Origin of the sequence: Vibrio sp. 1180_3, from assembly GCF_029478545.1 — a bacterium.
Lineage (GTDB): Bacteria > Pseudomonadota > Gammaproteobacteria > Enterobacterales > Vibrionaceae > Vibrio > Vibrio aestuarianus.
On sequence record NZ_SJFM01000006.1, the window covers coordinates 81,930 to 100,335 of the forward strand.

At 39.9% G+C, this 18,406-nt stretch carries 13 protein-coding genes; 10 read left to right on the forward strand and 3 right to left on the reverse strand.

All coding sequences use genetic code 11. The features are described 5' to 3' along the window. Nucleotides 1-275 precede the first annotated feature (275 nt). Nucleotides 276-1,907 carry an alpha-glucosidase gene (locus tag EYW48_RS05695; protein WP_176245770.1) on the reverse strand — a complete coding sequence of 544 codons (1,632 nt, stop codon included), beginning with the start codon at nt 1,905-1,907 and terminating at the stop codon, nt 276-278. 219 nt (nt 1,908-2,126) lie between these two features. On the opposite strand from EYW48_RS05695, the gene EYW48_RS05700 reads away from it, so the two are divergent. The 10 genes from EYW48_RS05700 to EYW48_RS05745 all read left to right on the forward strand — a co-directional run bounded on the left by EYW48_RS05700 (nt 2,127) and on the right by EYW48_RS05745 (nt 15,821). Continuing rightward, entirely contained in the window at nt 2,127-3,038 is a 912-nt protein-coding gene (locus EYW48_RS05700) for a LysR family transcriptional regulator (RefSeq protein ID WP_176245771.1), read from the forward strand. 355 nt (nt 3,039-3,393) lie between these two features. Beyond that, nucleotides 3,394-4,572 (forward strand): maltose/maltodextrin ABC transporter substrate-binding protein MalE, encoded by a 1,179-nt coding sequence (gene malE, locus EYW48_RS05705; RefSeq protein ID WP_274679070.1) that lies wholly within the window; start codon nt 3,394-3,396, stop codon nt 4,570-4,572. 955 nt (nt 4,573-5,527) lie between these two features. Further along, complete coding sequence (locus EYW48_RS05710; RefSeq protein ID WP_176245772.1) at nt 5,528-6,661, forward strand: extracellular solute-binding protein; 1,134 nt, start codon at nt 5,528-5,530, stop codon at nt 6,659-6,661. Nucleotides 6,662-6,772: 111 nt separating this feature from the next. Next, nucleotides 6,773-8,071: a sugar ABC transporter permease gene (locus EYW48_RS05715; protein WP_176245773.1), complete on the forward strand. Its 1,299-nt coding sequence runs from the start codon at nt 6,773-6,775 to the stop codon at nt 8,069-8,071. Continuing rightward, nucleotides 8,071-8,985, forward strand: a complete 915-nt coding sequence (locus EYW48_RS05720; RefSeq protein WP_277431986.1) for a sugar ABC transporter permease — start codon at nt 8,071-8,073, stop codon at nt 8,983-8,985. Before EYW48_RS05715 ends, EYW48_RS05720 begins: the two co-directional genes overlap by 1 nt. Beyond that, nucleotides 8,985-10,121 (forward strand): ABC transporter ATP-binding protein, encoded by a 1,137-nt coding sequence (locus EYW48_RS05725; RefSeq protein WP_176245775.1) that lies wholly within the window; start codon nt 8,985-8,987, stop codon nt 10,119-10,121. Before EYW48_RS05720 ends, EYW48_RS05725 begins: the two co-directional genes overlap by 1 nt. A gap of 91 nt (nt 10,122-10,212) precedes the next feature. Then, the gene (locus tag EYW48_RS05730; RefSeq protein WP_176245776.1) at nt 10,213-10,836 is read left to right on the forward strand and encodes a hypothetical protein; all 624 of its coding nucleotides are present in this window, start codon (nt 10,213-10,215) and stop codon (nt 10,834-10,836) included. A gap of 85 nt (nt 10,837-10,921) precedes the next feature. Continuing rightward, the gene (locus EYW48_RS05735; RefSeq protein WP_277431987.1) at nt 10,922-12,895 is read left to right on the forward strand and encodes an amylo-alpha-1,6-glucosidase; all 1,974 of its coding nucleotides are present in this window, start codon (nt 10,922-10,924) and stop codon (nt 12,893-12,895) included. Between the two features lie 88 nt (nt 12,896-12,983). Then, entirely contained in the window at nt 12,984-14,822 is a 1,839-nt protein-coding gene (locus EYW48_RS05740; RefSeq protein ID WP_274700562.1) for a glycoside hydrolase family 13 protein, read from the forward strand. A 63-nt stretch (nt 14,823-14,885) separates the two neighbouring features. After that, the gene (locus EYW48_RS05745; RefSeq protein ID WP_176312280.1) at nt 14,886-15,821 is read left to right on the forward strand and encodes a LysR family transcriptional regulator; all 936 of its coding nucleotides are present in this window, start codon (nt 14,886-14,888) and stop codon (nt 15,819-15,821) included. Between the two features lie 273 nt (nt 15,822-16,094). Here the strand turns inward: EYW48_RS05745 and EYW48_RS05750 are convergent, their stop codons facing one another. Both EYW48_RS05750 and EYW48_RS05755 read right to left on the reverse strand, forming a co-directional pair. Continuing rightward, entirely contained in the window at nt 16,095-16,952 is an 858-nt protein-coding gene (locus EYW48_RS05750) for a MalM family protein (protein ID WP_176312279.1), read from the reverse strand. Between the two features lie 65 nt (nt 16,953-17,017). Further along, nucleotides 17,018-18,361 carry a carbohydrate porin gene (locus EYW48_RS05755; RefSeq protein WP_176312278.1) on the reverse strand — a complete coding sequence of 448 codons (1,344 nt, stop codon included), beginning with the start codon at nt 18,359-18,361 and terminating at the stop codon, nt 17,018-17,020. Nucleotides 18,362-18,406 lie beyond the last annotated feature (45 nt).

An 18,406-nucleotide genomic window follows, 5' to 3' on the forward strand; every position in this document is an offset into this window, starting at 1 on the left:
CGACCATTTTCCTCAATATTTGAGAAAAACTGACGGTTATCGATGCTTTTTACGCAAATAGTGTGGCGATAATCAGCCACACCATCAAAATGTTAGAAACGTACGGAACGATAGTACCGCACTCTTTTGCAGAGTGTTATGCGCAATTGCGCTAATTGCGCCATAGTTTGTAGTTTGGGGGAATAGAAGAGTGTCGAGACAGGAAAAACGCAACATTCGGGGTTCATCACCACACTGAGGTTTGGGCTCAGTGTGGTTCACCATAGAGAAATGGCTTATAATTTAACAGCAAATGATTGATAAGGCTTAAGTACTATTTCCTTATCTAACCGGTCGATCATTTGATAGTTTGTAATCAAGCATTCAACAGTACGAGCCCAATATTGCTCTGGTAGCGCTAAACTTAATTCTGTAGCAGAAAAGTTATTTACCACCAAAATTCTCTCACCTTGATGTTCACGCTCATAGGCAAAAACCTGCCCGTGGTCAGCACAAATTGGGGTAAAACCGCCATACACAATCACAGGTAGATTTTTCCTCAACTCAATCAATTTTTTATAGTGGTAATAAATCGACTGTTTATCTGCCAGTGCTTGATCAACGTTGATTTGTGGATAGTTTGGATTAACTTCAATCCATGGCTTGCCTTGTGTAAAACCACTATGTTCAGAAGCATTCCATTGCATCGGCGTACGGGCATTATCTCGGCTGTTTTCATGAATAGCATCAAGCATATGTTGGTGTGAAACACCGGATTCGGTTTTTACTCGGTAAAAATTCAACGTTTCAATATCTTTATATTGCTCGAGTGAATCAAACGCGACATTCGTCATTCCGATTTCTTCACCTTGGTAGATATAAGGCGTACCTTTTAGAAAATGTAATGTTGTCGCTAACATTTTTGCAGATTCAACTCGGTATTGTTTATCATCACCGTACTTCGACACAGCACGAGGAAGATCATGATTATTCCAAAATAGTGAATTCCAACCTTGATCAGCCAGCTCAACCTGCCACTTCGTTAACACCTGCTTAAACTGTTTGAGATCCAACGGGATTGGATTCCATTTGTCACCGTTTTCCCACGTTAAAGTGATGTGCTCAAATTGAAAAACCATAGATAACTCACGACGACTGGGCGCACTGTATAGCTTAGCTATCTCGGGTGTAGCCCCCCATGTTTCACCAACGGTCAGCAAATCTTTATCACCAAATGTGGAAGCATTCATTTGCTGTAGCAGCGGATGCAAACGCGGACCATTCCCAGTAATGCCTTTATCAATTTCTTTACCAATTAAATCGATGACATCTAATCGAAATCCACCAATACCTTGATCAATCCACCAGTTCATCATGTTGTGCACTTCTTGCTGAACCTTGGGATTTTCCCAATTTAGATCAGGTTGGCGCTTTGAAAATAAATGGAAATAGTATTGCTGTGTTTCTTCATCCCACTGCCAAGCACTGCCACCAAAAATCGAGCCAGTATCATCCGGTACACCTCCATCGGGTTTTGCATCACGCCAAATGTAGTAATCTCGGTACGGGTTATCTTTTGATTTTTTAGCTTCGACAAACCAATAGTGCTCATCAGAAGTATGATTAACCACCAAATCCATCACCACTTTGATCTTGCGCTTATTGGCTTCAGTCATTAGGCGTTGCATATCCTCCATCGCCCCAAATTCTTTGGCAATCGCCTGATAATCTGAAATATCATAACCATTATCATCCATGGGCGATTGATACACAGGAGACAACCAAATGACATTGACACCTAAGTCCGCAATGTAATCGAGCTTGCTAATAATGCCATTTAAATCACCGATACCATCATTATTCGAATCACAAAAACTACGCGGATAAATTTGATACACCACCGCGCTATGCCACCATTGTTGTTCCATGATATTTATCTCTATATTAAATGCTCTACTAAACATCATAGTGAGATCTAACGCAAAGATAAAATAGAACACCCCGCTTATGATATAGTAATTTTCTATATCATAATCATAATCAAAATCACTGCATAGAATTAATCTTCAGTCAGACTAAAAAGTAATCGCTTAAAATGTGACTAAAGTCTAATGTGATAGAGTTAATGCAGTCGAGAGTCATATTCAATGGATAAAATACATCGATATTTTCTTATGGTTGCATTGGAAAGTAATATCAAACAAGCCGCTGAAAAACTGCATATTAGCCAACCATCATTAACTACAGCGATCAAAAAACTGGAAAATGAAATGGGGGTTGCGCTTTTTGTTAGACGCTCAAAGGGGGTTGAGCTCACTGCTTATGGACAGATATTTAAAGAATATGTCCAAGATCAACAGGAGAAACACCAATACCTTTTGCACCAGTTCAACGATATGCAGCAACGACACCAAGGAAAATTAAAACTAGGAACTGGAGAGGCCTGGTGGGAATTGTTTGTAAAAAATACCGTCGAACAATACCAAAAGCAGACTCCTCATAGTTCAATACACTTGGAGTTTGGTAATAACCTATCGCTTATTCACCATTTAGTGCAAGGCGACATCGATCTATTTATTGGGCATGAAGTTCATGGCCTGCATGAGCGATGCAAAGTCAATTTCCACCCACTCCTACAAGACCAAGAAGCTATATTCGTTCGCCCACAACACCCTCTATTACAAAAGAAAAAGTGCAGTGAGGATCAGTTGTTGCTCAAGCAATCTCAATATCCAATAATACGAGTCACACCCGACCATGCACGTCACCGCTCGGTGCTAGCAGAACATGCATCACTTGCTCAGCAATATAGTGAACAGAGAGAAAACAAAAGAACGATTTATGATATTGACTCGTTATTTGCTAGTTTAGATATATTAGAAAAAATCGATGCCGTAATGCCCTATAGTGACAGAATGTGCAACTGGATGGCATCCAAACATATGGAGACGTTGGTGATCAATACCCAAAAAAAAGGCAATGTTGGTATTTACACTAAACAAGGCATTTGTGATGAAAAAATAACGACATTCATTGATATTTTAACCACTCATGTTTAGGCATTAAAAATCGCTGCAATATCTTCACTTATAGTACCATTATGATCATATTTTTCATAATTCATTGCCTCCATGCTTAAGTGGAGGCATATCGTGAACACCATAAAAAACAACAAAGAAAAAGTTTTTTGGACTCGTTCACATTTTTAATACAGAGGCTTCAAACTAGAATACTCCACTTGATTGACCTCTATCAATCTAAACAACATGGTATTGATTTTAACTATAACAAATCCATATTTGTCTATTTCTTGTTGCTATAAAAAGCCGTTATATTGAATCCAGAACATAAACAACTCAAGGATTCGAGAACCTATTCTTGATTCGAACCTCTGGTATCAACGGGAAAATAATGATGAAAAAAACAATAAAGAACCTGTCCATTTGTACACTCGTCACATTAATGGCAGCGCCAGCCATAGCGATGCAAGAGGGTGAGATAACGATTTGGATCAACGGCGATAAAAGTTATGAAGGTTTATCGCAAATAGGTAAACAGTTTGAACAAGATACGGGGATAAAAATCATTGTTCAGCACCCAGAATCATTAGAGGCCAAATTCCAGCAACATGCCGCTACGGGTGGTGGCCCCGATATTATTTTTTGGGCTCACGACAGATTTGGGGGATACGCAGAGTCTGGCTTGCTCTATGAAATAAAACCAAGCAAAGAGTTCAAAAACAAATTAGTGGATTTTAGTTGGGATGCGGTGACTGTTGATGGAAAATTAGTCGGCTACCCTTTAGCAATTGAAGCACCATCATTAATTTACAACAAAGATCTTTTACCAACACCACCGAAAACATGGGAGGAACTCCCTAGCATCGAAGAAGAGCTGCAAAAACAAGGTAAAAAAGCCATTATGTGGGATGTGAAAAATGCATATTTCACGTGGCCAATCATTTCATCTGGAGGTGCTTATGCCTTCGAAAAAATTGAAGGTGGATATAATGCAAAGAGCACTGGCGTGAATAATGAAGCAGGTATCAAAGGTCTTCAATTTTTAGTTGATATGGTGCAGCAGGGAATTGTTAACCCTAATATGGACTATGCAGTGTCAGAGGCGGCATTTAGTAAAGGAGACGTCGCAATGACAATCAATGGCCCTTGGTCGTGGAGCAACTTAGATAAAATGGACATAAATTACGGCGTTGCCGTATTGCCAACCCTACATAATGGTAAAGGCAACCCATTTGTCGGTATTTTAAGTGCCGGAATTAATGCTGCAAGCCCAAATACAGACTTAGCTGTTGAGTTCTTAGAAAACTACTTATTTTTAGATGAGTCATTAAAAATAATGAATGACGACAAACCACTGGGGGCTGTTACTCTTAAATCCTTCCAAAAACTACTCGAAAGTGATGAGCGAATTAAATCGACAATGATTAACGCTGAAAATGGTGAGATCATGCCAAACATTCCACAAATGACCGCCTATTGGTTTGCTGAAGGGGCTGCGATTGATAATGCTATGCAAGGAAAACAAGGGGTTAAAGAAGCATTAGATATGGCTGCAAAACAAATCACTAAATAATTCAATAACGATAAACACAATCTTCATGTTCATATTTTGGGTACAGTTTACTGTACCCCTTTTTGTAGGTTTCAGTAATGACTTCAACACTTAGACTCTCTAAAATTACCGAGATAAAACCGCCACGCGTTAGCAATCCCTCTTGAGCCGTTTGTTATTCAAATTCAATAAGATAAACCGACTTTAATCGACCAGAAACCACAATTGCAATGGTTGAGTGATTCAAGAATCAGCCCAAGTGAGAGCCGTGATGAATTAGCTGACGAAGCAAAGCCCACCTTTCAACAACAAACCAAGCTTTTGGAGCAGGTAAACTCAATCAGCAAGACTTTCAGTAAATACGAAATAATCGATTGACTTGCCCTTTCCATACTTTGCGCACGCTAGATTCACAACACGCCAAAAACTGATTGAGGGAAACAAAGAATCTTGCCTGTTTTACGGCTTGAGTTAACCACGAATCTGAGGGTGAAAATGCTCATTTTCCGACAACACAAAACGAATGGCTGGAGAAATCCAAAAAGATTGAGCCCCTAAATTTACCTGAGTTGCATAACATAAAGGGGGAAGATAATAGTCACCTTTTTATTGCAAGCACACCACTAAATCTCTTCTCCTTTGTCTCTTTTTTATCTCCTCCTACAGACTGTTATTGTCTTCACGTTTTTAACTTATCAAAGACCATGCATACCTTAGATATCGTTGCGTTAGATAACATTTATCTATGTGATATTGATTTTATCTATGGGCGCCAAACATAAATAGCATTTCACCGTATATCACCAAAGGCCTATGATCACCTCATGACGTTTGCCTTATCAACAGACAAAAATCTATCGTAGGAATATTTCGAGAGAGACCGCCCAATACCAGATATAACATATTGATATGGTTGAATTATATACCAGCGCGATTTTATCGATTTAAACCTCTACCCCTATTCAGGAACAATAAAATGATTAAGAAATTATCGCTTGCCGTTTCAACTGCCCTATTACTAAGTAACACTGCAATGGCTGCAGAAAACATCGTTATTGGTGTTGAAAAAAGCTATGTCCCTTACTTCACCGAACTTGCAGAGCAGTTCAATAAAGGAAAAGACTTTAAGGTTGAAGTAGCAGCAACAAGCATGTTTGATTTACTGGCAGCGCTACCAACTCAAAAAGGCAACATTGCTGATATTTTCATGATCCCAAATGACCGTATTGGTGAACTAGCGGATCAACATTTAATTGCTCCAACCAACTTTACCGTTAACGGCTACACAGATGCAGCGACCAACGCATCAACCTACAACGGCCAAACCTACATGCTTCCAATGTCTACAGATACGACTCTGTTTCTGTACAACAAAGACATGATAAAAGAAGCACCAAAAACACTGCAAGAAATTCCACCTTCAGAGTGGGCTGCAAAATTTACTGATTTCTACTTTACTGGCGGCCTATTTATGTCTAATGGCGGCTATATTTTCAAAGACAACAACCCACAAGATATTGGTTTAAATACACCAGATTCAATCAAAGCAGGTTTAGCGGCTCAAAGTTTATATAACAGTGGCGTAAGTCACTGGACATTGATGCAAGATGACACCGTTGCTTATGACATCATGATGAAATACTTCATGGAAGGAAAACTAAAAGCCATTATCAACGGTCCATGGGCAATTGCTGACATTGAAAAATCAGGCATTAATGTTGGTGCAGCACCTATCCCAAGCTGGGATGGCAGTCACCCATACAAAGCGCTAACTGGCACGAAAGGGATGACAATTAATGGTTACAGTGACAACCAAGAAGGCGCGCGTGCTTTCATCAAGTTTTTAGCAACACCTGAAAATGCAAACAAATGGTATTCAGAAACACGCGAAGTGTCACCTAACCTATCTGTCAATTATAAAGAAGGCTCTCTACACAAAGCCATCTTTGATGCGACAAATATCGGCCAACCTATGCCAAGCATCCCAGAGTTCATGAAAGTGTGGGGACCAATGAAAACAGGCCTTGCTCAAATCGCACAAGGTCAAGATGTCAAAGCCGTATTAGACGCCGCCGTTGATACGATCGAAATTGATATCGAAGACATGTAATCCGCTAGCTTAGTTTTCAAATCAACTACACGATGTCGAGTTCACTCGGCATCATGTAATACAAAGACATGACATATCTACACAACACTAATAAATAAGTAGGTTATTTACATGAGTCAACCGTTTGTATTCTGGCTCTCTATGCTGATTCCTGGCAGTGGGCATCTTGCACTACGTCGAATGCGAGAGGCTTTATTTGGGTTCTCTATATTGGCTTTAGAGATATTGGTTTTTATTCAATTTACCCTTCCTAATTTCCGTCTATTGGCTGTCGAACAACCGAATGGAAAAATCACTATTGGTGCAGAGCGCTTTGTAGATGATTCTTTTCTTATCATGGTGGGTTCAACCGTTGGCGCAATGATGATCTTGGTCTTTTTCGCATTGCACTACGCCTTTGCTCGCGATGCAAAAGACGTAAAACGACAAATAGATGAATCTGGTTTTGCGATTACGTTTACTGAAAAAGTACGCGGATTATCACACGAAATCGTACCTAATCTAATTACAGCACCTAAATTCATATTGCTGTTTGTTTTTGCTTTATTGCCAGCGATTGTTTCTATTGTCGTAGCCTTTACTAACTTCAAACGCCCTGTTTTACCGCCTGCATTTCTAATTGAATGGAAAGGCTTCACTAACTTTGAGCGTTTGTTCACGAACGAACGTACTGCTGCTGCATTCCAAGAAACCTTGTCATGGACACTAACCTGGACCTTCTGTGCTTCTGCCTTGACTATTGTTCTAGGTACACTCCTTGCCGTTGTAGCAAACAATAAACACATCAGAGGGAAGAAGTTCTTCCGTACTGTGTACATTTTACCTTGGGCAGTCCCTGCTTTTTTAACCATTCTTGTTTTCCAACTGTTCTTCTCAAAAGTTGGTGGCATGAACACTATGGTTATCCCGTTTTTCACCGGTAATGAATACGATGTAAGCACAGCAATTGGCTTCTTCTTAAACGCTGATTACGCCAAAATCACCATCATTTTAATCCAAGCATGGTTAGGCTTCCCTTACGTATTTATCTTGGTAACGGGGGTATTACAAACCATCCCTGATGATTTATATGAAGCAAGTGCAATTGATGGTGGTAACGCATGGACTAATTTCTTTGATATCACTCTACCCTTGATATTAATAAGTGTTGCCCCTGTATTTATTACCCAATTTACCTTCAACTTTAATAACGTCACCATCGTTTATATGTTGGGCGAAGCGACAGTTCAAACGGTAGGTTCAATTTACAAACCGCTAGATACCATTTCATCTCTGGGCTTCCGATTAATGATGGATGCGAAATACAACGAAGCGGCGGTGTATACCTTAATTACCAGTACTGTTGTCGGTGCCGTGGTCTTATATTCATGGCTAAAAGCAGGTGCCTTTAAAAATGAAGAGGTTATGTAATGGACAGAGCCATTCCTTTAGAATGCCAAATTAAAAAGAAGCGTTTAAACCGCCACGTCCTCACTAAAAACATGGGTGTTATCTTTAGTTACGCGTTTCTGATTTCAATGTCAGTGATCATTCTATACCCGATATTATTGACATTAATGAGTGCATTTAACGTCAGTAACTCACTGTACTCTACGTCGTTCTTGCCTGAAAATTTCAGTTTGACGGAAAATTTTGTTCAGCTTTTCAATGATACGCCTTATTTGAGTTGGTACCGAAATACCTTCTTAGTGTCGATAATTACAATGATCCTTTCTACGTTTATCGTGACAATTTCGGGGTTTGTTTATTCTCGTTATCGTTACCAATCACGTAAAAGTGCATTAATGTCATTACTGATTATTCAAATTATCCCATCAGGCAGTGGCTTAATTGCTCTGTATGCGATTGCGAACTCTATCGGTATTTACAGCTCTGCCAACGCCACACTTTATACGTATATCTTTATGATCCTCATCTACACCACAGGTGGCATCACAATGAATACAATTTTAATGAAAGGCTATTACGATTCGATTCCTCGTGCGTTAGATGAATCAGCAAAAATTGATGGTGCAACTCAAATGCAGATCTTCAAAGAGATACTGCTGCCATTAGTAAAACCAATGATCATGGTTATCGCTATCTTCTGTTTCTTGGGCCCAATTGGCGACATCATCATGCCTAAGTTCCTGATTGCAAGCATGGATTCAGAAGCAAAAACATTGGCTGTTGGCCTTATGGGCCTTATCAATAATATTAAAGAATCTAGCTATAACGTATTCGCGGCAGGCGCAGTCTTAGCAGCAATACCGCCTGTTATTGTTTTCTATAAATTTCAAGATTATATCGTGGGCGGCTTAACGTCTGGTGGAGTAAAAGGCTAATGAGCAAAATTTCATTAAGAAACATCAATAAAAAATACCCAAATTCAGATACGTGCTCGGTACGTGATTTCAATCTTGATATTGAAGAAGGGGAATTCATTGTTCTTGTTGGCCCATCTGGCTGTGGTAAATCCACCACCCTACGTATGATTGCAGGGCTCGAAGACATTACCGACGGCGAATTCATTATCGATGGCGAAGTTGTCAATGACGTAAGCTCGAAAGACCGTGATATCGCAATGGTATTCCAAAGCTATGCACTGTATCCACACATGTCAGTACGTGGCAACATTGGCTACGGCTTAAAGCTACGTAATTATCCAAGTAATGACATCAAAAACTCGGTTGATAGTATTTCTGACGATTTATTTTTAAAAGAATACCTTGAACGTAAACCTAAAGAATTGTCTGGCGGGCAACGTCAACGTGTGGCTTTAGGCCGTGCCATGGTTCGTACACCTAAATTGTACCTAATGGATGAACCATTAAGTAACTTGGATGCGAAATTACGTACCACAACCCGTACTGAAATTTCTCGCATGCACAGAGCTAAGGGCGCAATCACAATTTACGTAACCCATGACCAAGTTGAAGCGATGACCATGGCTGATCGCATCGTATTAATGTCGATGGGTGAAGTTCAGCAAATTGGTTCACCAAAAGAGCTATTTACCAACCCTAAAAACTGTTTTGTAGCGACTTTCATGGGCATGCCATCAATGAACCTTATTGAAGGAACCTACGAAGGCGGCCAGTTCATGTGTCACTCTTTCACGATTACCTTAAATGAAAGTGACCAACAGATCCTAAACGATGCAGGCTACAACGGAAAATCAGTTACGTTAGGCGCACGCTCTAGTGCCATTCGTTCTGGAAAAAAATACCGCGATGCATTCCCTGATTGTTGTTTTGAAGTCACCGCACTTAACAGCGAATACTTAGGTGATGCGATTAACGTGTTCTTTAATGCCGCACCAATGAACATGTTTGTAGGCACATTGGGCACCGGCGAACCAGACGTTGATATCGACGAGAAAATCACTTTAGTTATCGATAATACCAAGCTGCATTTCTTTGATACTGAGACGGAAGAGTCCATCAAGTACTCAATCAAATCAGCTGAATTTAAGAAATAGAACACAGCCACCTTTATTGCCCTCTCCTCATTGAGGGCAATAAACCATGCCTTATAGAGCATATTTACACCGTAGAGAAAGGAGTCACATTTTGAATTTTCGCGGCCAACTTCAACGCATTCATGACTATATGCTTCATATTGCTGTCGCTGTCGTTATTTTCATTACCGGCTTTATCATTGCTTACAGCAGCCTTCCTAAGCCATCTTTTGACTACTCAACCTTTACTGAGCAGCAGCAAAATTTTAAACAATGTGTGAATAATGATGAGCTATTTGCTTCTGCACAACAGTTTGAAAATAACTATTTAAGCCTGCCGCTAGAAACCATTAATACCCAATACAAAGCACTGCGTGATCAGATCCCAAGTGATTGTGGCTCGTTTCATGTAGAAAGCAGTTACGAACAACTGCAAGAAATGGCATTACCTGTATTAGCTGAAGCGCAGCGCTTTTATGGCACTCAAAACGTCAAAGCCGTGAATGCCGTATATACCACGCCTTCTCAATACAACGCGCTGCTTACACAACCTCAGCCTTATCTGTTTTTCATTTCTGATAATGAGCAAGAACGCATTGCGGCATTCAAAGTAACACCGACTAAAGATGACGTCCAAATTACGTCGCTGTGGGGATACGAAAAGAGCCAAGATCTCGCGTACACCCAAGGCGAAGTGCAAAAACTGTTACTCGTTTATAACGAAATTAAAAGCTAACTATAAACTCCCTCGTTAATTTAACACCTACAGCGTGAATAAAATAAACACGGGATAACATTTGATATTTAATTGTAAGGTTCACATGAAAATCTCTCTTTCTAAAGCAAATTTTCGCGATATGGATCGCCTTGAAGAATCGAACTACCTGCTAACGAATGGATTAGGTGGTTATTCTTCTCTTACCCTTGCAGGCTCTTGCAGTCGAAGTGATCATGCGTTGTTTATGGCAAGCCTTGTTGCACCAAACAATCGCTTTAATTTTGTTCGTCATTTGGATGACCGTATTACGTTAGCGAGTGGCGAACCTTACCCGCTCTCTTCACAAGCCAATGTAAATCCATATGACACAGTAGATTCAACCCTACTGTTTGATAATTTTACCCAAACTCATCTTCCAGAGTTTACGTATCGTATCCGTGGTATTGAAATCACCAAAACGATTGTGATGGCTCAAGGGGTAAACCGTCTTGCGGTTAACTATCAAATATTCAATCCATTGAAACAAGCATTTACATTGAATGTAACACCAAAATACCATTTCTGTGCAAAAGGACAGAACCTATCAAGACAACAAGAATTTACGCATCAAGAAGGCAAAATCACCAGTAACGGTCAAGCACTTATTTATCGTCACAATGGGGCAGATTCAGCATTGGATACCCCTCGTTATGAGTCAGGTCTGTACTTTTCTTATGATGCTCGCGATGGTCGTCCTGCAACAGATGCTCAAGTAGCGCTTCATACCATTGCCTTTGTTGGGACTGAAACGCACGAGCAGTTCTCGATAGTATTTGAAGCACAAGAAGATCGCGCAGTTTCTCTAGAAGCACAGACTGCCGATGAAATGATTAACGCAGAAATTAAGCGCCAACAAGAGTACATCAAGCACGCTAATCTAAAGAGCCGATTTGGAAAACAATTGGTTCGTGCCAGCGAACAGTTTGTGGTAAATCGTGACTCAACAGAATCCAAATCCATCATTGCGGGCTACCCATTCTTTGCCGATTGGGGCCGTGACACCATGATTGCATTATGGGGCTGTAATTTATCAACCAATCAATTTGAAGACGCAAGACAGATCTTCCGTACTTTTATCCGTTACGAACGCCGGGGTGTACTGCCGAATCTTTTCCCTGAAGCTGGGGTTGAGCCAATGTATAACACCATTGATGCATCGCTACTGTTCATTGTTAGCTTATATGAATACTACCAAGCGAGCGGCGATCTAGAGTTTATCCGTGATGAAGCATACGAGTGTATGACTAACATTTATCAGCATTATCGTAACGGTACTGACTTTGAGATTAAGATGCTTGATAACGGTTTGATCAGCGGCGGCAGCGGTTTTGATCAGCTGACTTGGATGGATATTCGTTACGGCGATATCGTACCAACACCAAGACACGGCTGTGCAGTAGAAATTAATGCCCTTTGGTTTAATGCGCTCTCTATTCTTGATTTCTTTAATCAAAAACTGAATAAACCGATGCCGGAATTACCAGCCCTTGTAGAACAAGTAAAAACCACCTTTAACGATGAGTTTTACAATGATGCAGGGTACTTAAATGATTGGATTAAAGAAGGGGAAGTAAACCAACAAATTCGCCCAAATCAAGCTTATGCCGTTGGCCTTCCCTTCCCAATATTAAGTCAAGAAAGAGCACGCTCTGTCATTCTTACCATTTATAAAGAGTTGTATTCACCGTTGGGTTTACGCTCGCTAGCAATGAGTGATCCTGAATTTAAAGCAATATGTACAGGTTCGCATTTTGACCGAGACATGGCCTATCACCAAGGCACAGTTTGGGGCTTTATGATTGGTCAATTCTTAATGGGGATCTTACGCCAATTCCCACAAGATAAAGACTTAGTTCGTATTGTTGAACAGTTTATTGAGCATAACCAAGATGGCCTATATGAAGGTTGTATTGGTCAATTGGCTGAAATCTATGATGGCTACGCACCAAATCAATCTCGTGGTTGTTTCGCCCAAGCATGGAGCGTCAGTGAAGTATTACGCGTCGTGAAATATTACGAACAAACGCACCAAAAATAGAATTCCATATCTAAATAATCATACCAACCTGAGTGGCTATTACGTCAGAAGTTATTCGGGTTGGTACTTTCATTAAGCGGTATTAATCATGATTACAAAAGCAGCGATCTATCATCGTTCTCACTCTAGTTATTCTTATACTTATGATAAGGAAACTCTTCATTTACGCATTCGCACAGCAAAAGGCGAAGTCGATAACGCCACATTACGAATTGGTGATCCATACGACTGGACATCAGGTGGCGGTGGCGGCAATCTAAATGCAGAAGATGCAATGGGTTGGAGTGGTGGCGAAAACTTTGCCATGAAAAAAGAGTGTGAAACAGAATTGTTTGATTACTGGTTCTGCGAAGCACAGCCCCGATTTTTCCGCGCTCGTTATGCTTTTATTCTTGAAGGCAAAGAAGACGAAACACTGCTCGTTACTGAAAAACAAATTTTCACCATTACAGATGATGCTGATCCCGTATTAAGCCAATTACTCAATTTTTACTGCTTCCCATACATGAACCCAATCGATGTATTTAGCCCACCACATTGGGTAAAAGAGACGGTTTGGTATCAAATATTTCCTGAGCGTTTTGCCAATGGTGATCCCTCAATCTCACCAAGCAATGCTCTTCCTTGGGGCTCTGAAGATCCAAAAACCAACAGTTTCTTTGGGGGTGATTTACAAGGCGTCATTGAGCACCTTGATTACTTGCAAGATCTCGGTATTACCGGCTTATATTTCACGCCGATTACTCAAGGTAAGACTAACCACAAATACGATACCGTTGATTATCTAAAAGTTGACCCTGCTTTTGGTGATGACGACACGGTAAGAACGCTAATTACAGAAGCCCACAAACGTGGCATGAAAGTCATGCTAGATGCCGTATTCAACCACATTGGTGCCGATTCTCTTCAATGGCAAGATGTAATCAAAAACGGCAAAGACTCAAAATACATTGATTGGTTCTATGTTGAACAATTCCCACTTATAGACGAGTCTAAAAAAGATCAGCACAGTAAAGAGTATCTCAACTATCGCACCTTTGCCTTTGCGCAGAACATGCCAAAGTTAAATACCGAAAACCCAGAAGTGATGGAATACTTACTTGCAGTTGGTCAGTACTGGGTGCGTAATTTCAACATCGATGCGTGGCGTTTAGATGTCGCAAACGAAGTTGATCAACGCTTTTGGCGACGCTTTCGTGATGAGTTAAAAGCGATTAAACCTGAGATCTATATTTTGGGTGAAGCATGGCATGACTCGATGAATTGGCTTGCTGGTGACCAATTTGATGCCGTAATGAATTACCCATTATCCGATGCCATGATAGGATTTTTTGCTCATGGAAACCTCAGTGCCAATCAGTTCAAATACGCAGTCAATGACGTGAATGCAAGCTACCCTATTACGGTTAATGAAGTGGCGTTTTCATTATTAGATAGCCATGATACGGCTCGTATTCTTCACCGTTGTGATGGCAATAAAGAGAAAGTGAAACTGGCCTATTTATTCCAATTTACCCACAGTGGTACACCGTGTATTTATTATGGTAGTGAAATTGGCTTAGATGGTGGAGCCGATCCATTAAATCGTAAATGCATGATTTGGGATGAGAGCAAGCATGATATGAGCATGAAGCAACATATCATGCAAATCATCAAATTACGCAAACAACACCCAGCTCTACGTACTCATAATATTAATTGGTTAATGAGTAATGATGAGCAGCAATGCCTTATCTACCAAAAAGTATTAAAAGACGAGTGTATTACTATTGTTATAAATAACAGTAATAACACAGCCGATATTACTCTTCCTGATGAACTATCGAATCGTAATGTCATTGATATTTATAACGAAAGCGATTGCAAATTAAAAGAGATGTTAACATTGGAACCCTTTAGCTTCGCCATGTATCAAAATAAAAATTAATTGCTAGATATCAAATAGTAAGCCACATAAAATAGCTCTTTCTTATTAAAATAAAGGGCTATTATGTTTAAATTAATGATTCAATTCATTCAAGTAGCTAAAACTCAAAACATCACCCAAGCCGCTAATAACCTCTGTTTAAGTCAACCGACATTAAGCCACAACATGCATAAATTAGAAGAGAAGCTAGGCAGCAAATTGTTTAATCGTAATTCAAAGGGGATAAATCTAACCTCCAGTGGTGAGTTACTTTACGAGCAAGCAAAAATAATGCAAAACCTCTATGAAAACACCCTCAATAAATTAGAGAAGAACAAACTCAGACATCAAACCGAACTCAAAATTGGTTGTGGTGACGCATGGTGGCACTTGTTTATTCGAGACTGCGTACAAAATTTTAGAGATACCTATCCCCACAGCAATATCTTGATTGATGTGGGGAATCATCTGCAATTAATGAATTTATTACTCAGTGATGAAATCAGCATTTTTGTCGGTCATGAAATACTCGGCCTAGCACAATATGAAGACATATTATTCCATCCTCTTTTCCAATGTAGTGAAGAAGTCTATGTAAGAAAAGGGCATCCTTTACTAGAAATCACCTGCAGCAATGAAGATATTGCTCGCTTTCCATCGGTTGATTTAGGGGCCGCAAAAAAACGATTTACGCATTTAGTTCAGCAGCAGAATGAAGAATTAACGACCTTTCAAAAACGTCACTATTTACAAGAGAAGGTTATCTACAATACTAACTCACTACTAACCGCGATTGATTTATTACAAAACAGTGATGCTATTTTGCCTTATCCAATGACGATGAGAGATTACTTTGGTGGTTTTGATATTGTACCTTTACAGATGAAGGAGTGTTTCAACAAAGCAACGATTGGGGCTTACTTACATAAAGACGGTCAACAAAATAAACAAAGCATTGAACTGTTAGAGCAATTCAAGGAGTTAATTAAAAACAATCCTCAAATCAAAGGCGAGTTTTAATTTTACTCTTCGTTCTAAAAAGGTGCGTATTTCAGGTCATGACGTCAACGTGGTGATCTTGAGTTATAGTGGCAGGCTCTCAACTCTAAATTAAAACTCATGACTACACCAAAAATAACATAATCAAAAGACAGATAGATACGAACCATCCGTTTTTATCAAGTTAATGCATATAAAAATCACGGAGAAGAATCAATCTTTTGGAATTAAAATGCATATTGCCCCCTAAAAAATAAAGGCGTTCTAATCGGAACGCCTCTGGTGAATTTTAAATTATTTTGCATTAACCGCTTTAATGAATGCTTGCTGCGCACCATCAACATTCAACATTTTCGCTTCGTCTAAGAGACTCAGAGCTTTCGCCACATCGCCTGCCTTGACTGCATTTTCGATGGCAGATATGTAATAATTTTTCGTTTCTGGCTGAGCAATCGTGGTCACTACAGTTTGCTCTGATACTACTTTAGGTGCTGGTTTTTCAACGGATTTATCTGCTTGATAAGACTGTAATGACAATGTCTTTAACTCTACCTTAAGCTTACCAAAGTGTTCCGAAACATAAGTAGGATCTGTAACCATCGGCATAGCTTCACCTAGCTCTTTTGCTCTAACTTTTGCTGGATGATCGACTTTTACTTTCTGACCTAAGTACTGCTCGGGCGTATAAATCACAAAATAAGGTGTCTTAGTTGCGTCAACTTTAAAATCTAAGCGATACTGATTTCTCGTAAAAGCGTCTGATGTTTCAACCTCAAATTGTGATAATTCAGTTTCTGACACAATATTAAAGGCTTTATCTAGCATTATTACTTTGGGTGAGAATACCGAATTATTCAGCATATAACTGCTCAATCGAATTTGCACTTTTGCTGAACGATGAGGAAGTTGAAAAGCATTAAAATAGCTATTCCCATCAGAAAAGTGGCCAATAGGTGCACTTTCATCGATATCAAACTCAATACTTTCATTGCTTTGTAGCTCAACCCAAGGAAACTCAGCATAGCGATTACAGCATACTTTTTCGTATGGGATAGGTTCAATAGATGCAATATTTGAGGTCGATGGGACCGAACCGCAGGCAGTCAAAGCAGTTCCGAGGATAAGGGTTATTAATGATTTTTTATTATTCATCGTTATTCTCTATCATTTACAAAGCAAAAAAGGCAGCCAACAGGCTGCCTTGAAGTTTACTTGATTTAGAACCAGATTTCAGTGTGAACACCGATAACTGTTTCGTTTTTGCCATCTTTGATGCCAATTTGTGATGCACTTGCTTCATCATCAGCAGAGATATAGCTGATGTATGGTTTGATTTGTGGACGACCGAAGTAATCAGCATTGACCGTAAATGCAGCGGCTAGTTCCACGTTGAAAATATCGCTTTCTACGTCATCACCAGTACGGCCCCAGTAACCTTCAGCACCTTCTTCATGAGCATATGAGCCCGTCATTTCGATACGTAAATTATCATTTACTTTATAAGATGGACGAACCGCAACGATAAAACGTTTCAAGTCATCAGCACCAAACAACTCATCCAACGCTGCAAAATAAGTTATTTCAGAACCCATTTGCCAGTTTTCAGAGATATTCAACACACCGTAAGAAGTCAAGAAGATAGACTCAGCATTGTCGTCACCGCCAGACCAACTACCAAAGTTAACACCGCGGTTTTGAGCTACGCCTTTACCGTAAGCAATCGCATTCTGCGTCCAACCGTCTAGGCCGTAGTAGCTAGTATTTAGCGTAATTGCAGCACCGAAGCCATCATCAGCGTTGCTGTCTTTGTTAGCTTGTTCCATGTATTTGAAATCAAAGTCTAAGCTACCAAAACCAACATCGACACCGTAGTAATATAAATCATATGATATCAACGTCTCACGGCCATCAGCACCTGGCCCATTATTAATATCACCATCAGTATCAGCAGTAACTACTGCAAAACCAGCAGTATTACCAGCAAGTTTAGTTTGAATACCTGCGCCAACACCTGAAGATTGTTTCCAGAATTCACCAGAAAGTAGACCTGCAGCACGGTTTAAGTAGCGTTGACCACCCCAAATAGAAGTATCTTCGCCTAAATATGACAAACCACCAATTTCAACAAAAGTCTCTTTTACTTCAAACTGGGCAGTGTCATTCGCCTTCTGGCTACCTGGCGAAGAGTATGCGTATGAGTTGCCATTACCATACTCAGTACGAACAACAAAGTCAGACCAAACACCGTTTGCATGCTCTGTATGCTTTTTGATTACAAATTCAACTTGGTTAGTGCTCTTACCGTGTGTCCCTGCTGTTTTGTAATCTGGCTTACCAAATTCAGTATCAACCGTTTCACCATCTACCATACGGAAGTTCATAGAAGCATAGCCGTGCACTTCCCAGCCATCTTTAAGTACATCAGTACCATTTACTTTTTCTACTTTTGGTGCAGCACTATCACCAGACACTGCATCTAGCGCTACTTCTGTTTCAGCGAATACGGAACCGGCAAACAATGCTGATGCCACTGCGGCAGCAATTACACTTACTTTTTTCATTCTTAACTCCATTAAGGACGATTTATATTTATTAGAAAATTTTAA

Coding starts and splice junctions, on each gene's coding strand:
- EYW48_RS05695 (WP_176245770.1), bottom strand. CDS start 1,907: ATGGAACAACAATGGTGGCATAGCGCGGTGGTGTATCAAATTTATCCG.
- EYW48_RS05700 (WP_176245771.1), top strand. CDS start 2,127: ATGGATAAAATACATCGATATTTTCTTATGGTTGCATTGGAAAGTAAT.
- malE (WP_274679070.1), top strand. CDS start 3,394: ATGAAAAAAACAATAAAGAACCTGTCCATTTGTACACTCGTCACATTA.
- EYW48_RS05710 (WP_176245772.1), top strand. CDS start 5,528: ATGATTAAGAAATTATCGCTTGCCGTTTCAACTGCCCTATTACTAAGT.
- EYW48_RS05715 (WP_176245773.1), top strand. CDS start 6,773: ATGAGTCAACCGTTTGTATTCTGGCTCTCTATGCTGATTCCTGGCAGT.
- EYW48_RS05720 (WP_277431986.1), top strand. CDS start 8,071: ATGGACAGAGCCATTCCTTTAGAATGCCAAATTAAAAAGAAGCGTTTA.
- EYW48_RS05725 (WP_176245775.1), top strand. CDS start 8,985: ATGAGCAAAATTTCATTAAGAAACATCAATAAAAAATACCCAAATTCA.
- EYW48_RS05735 (WP_277431987.1), top strand. CDS start 10,922: ATGAAAATCTCTCTTTCTAAAGCAAATTTTCGCGATATGGATCGCCTT.
- EYW48_RS05740 (WP_274700562.1), top strand. CDS start 12,984: ATGATTACAAAAGCAGCGATCTATCATCGTTCTCACTCTAGTTATTCT.
- EYW48_RS05745 (WP_176312280.1), top strand. CDS start 14,886: ATGTTTAAATTAATGATTCAATTCATTCAAGTAGCTAAAACTCAAAAC.
- EYW48_RS05750 (WP_176312279.1), bottom strand. CDS start 16,952: ATGAATAATAAAAAATCATTAATAACCCTTATCCTCGGAACTGCTTTG.
- EYW48_RS05755 (WP_176312278.1), bottom strand. CDS start 18,361: ATGAAAAAAGTAAGTGTAATTGCTGCCGCAGTGGCATCAGCATTGTTT.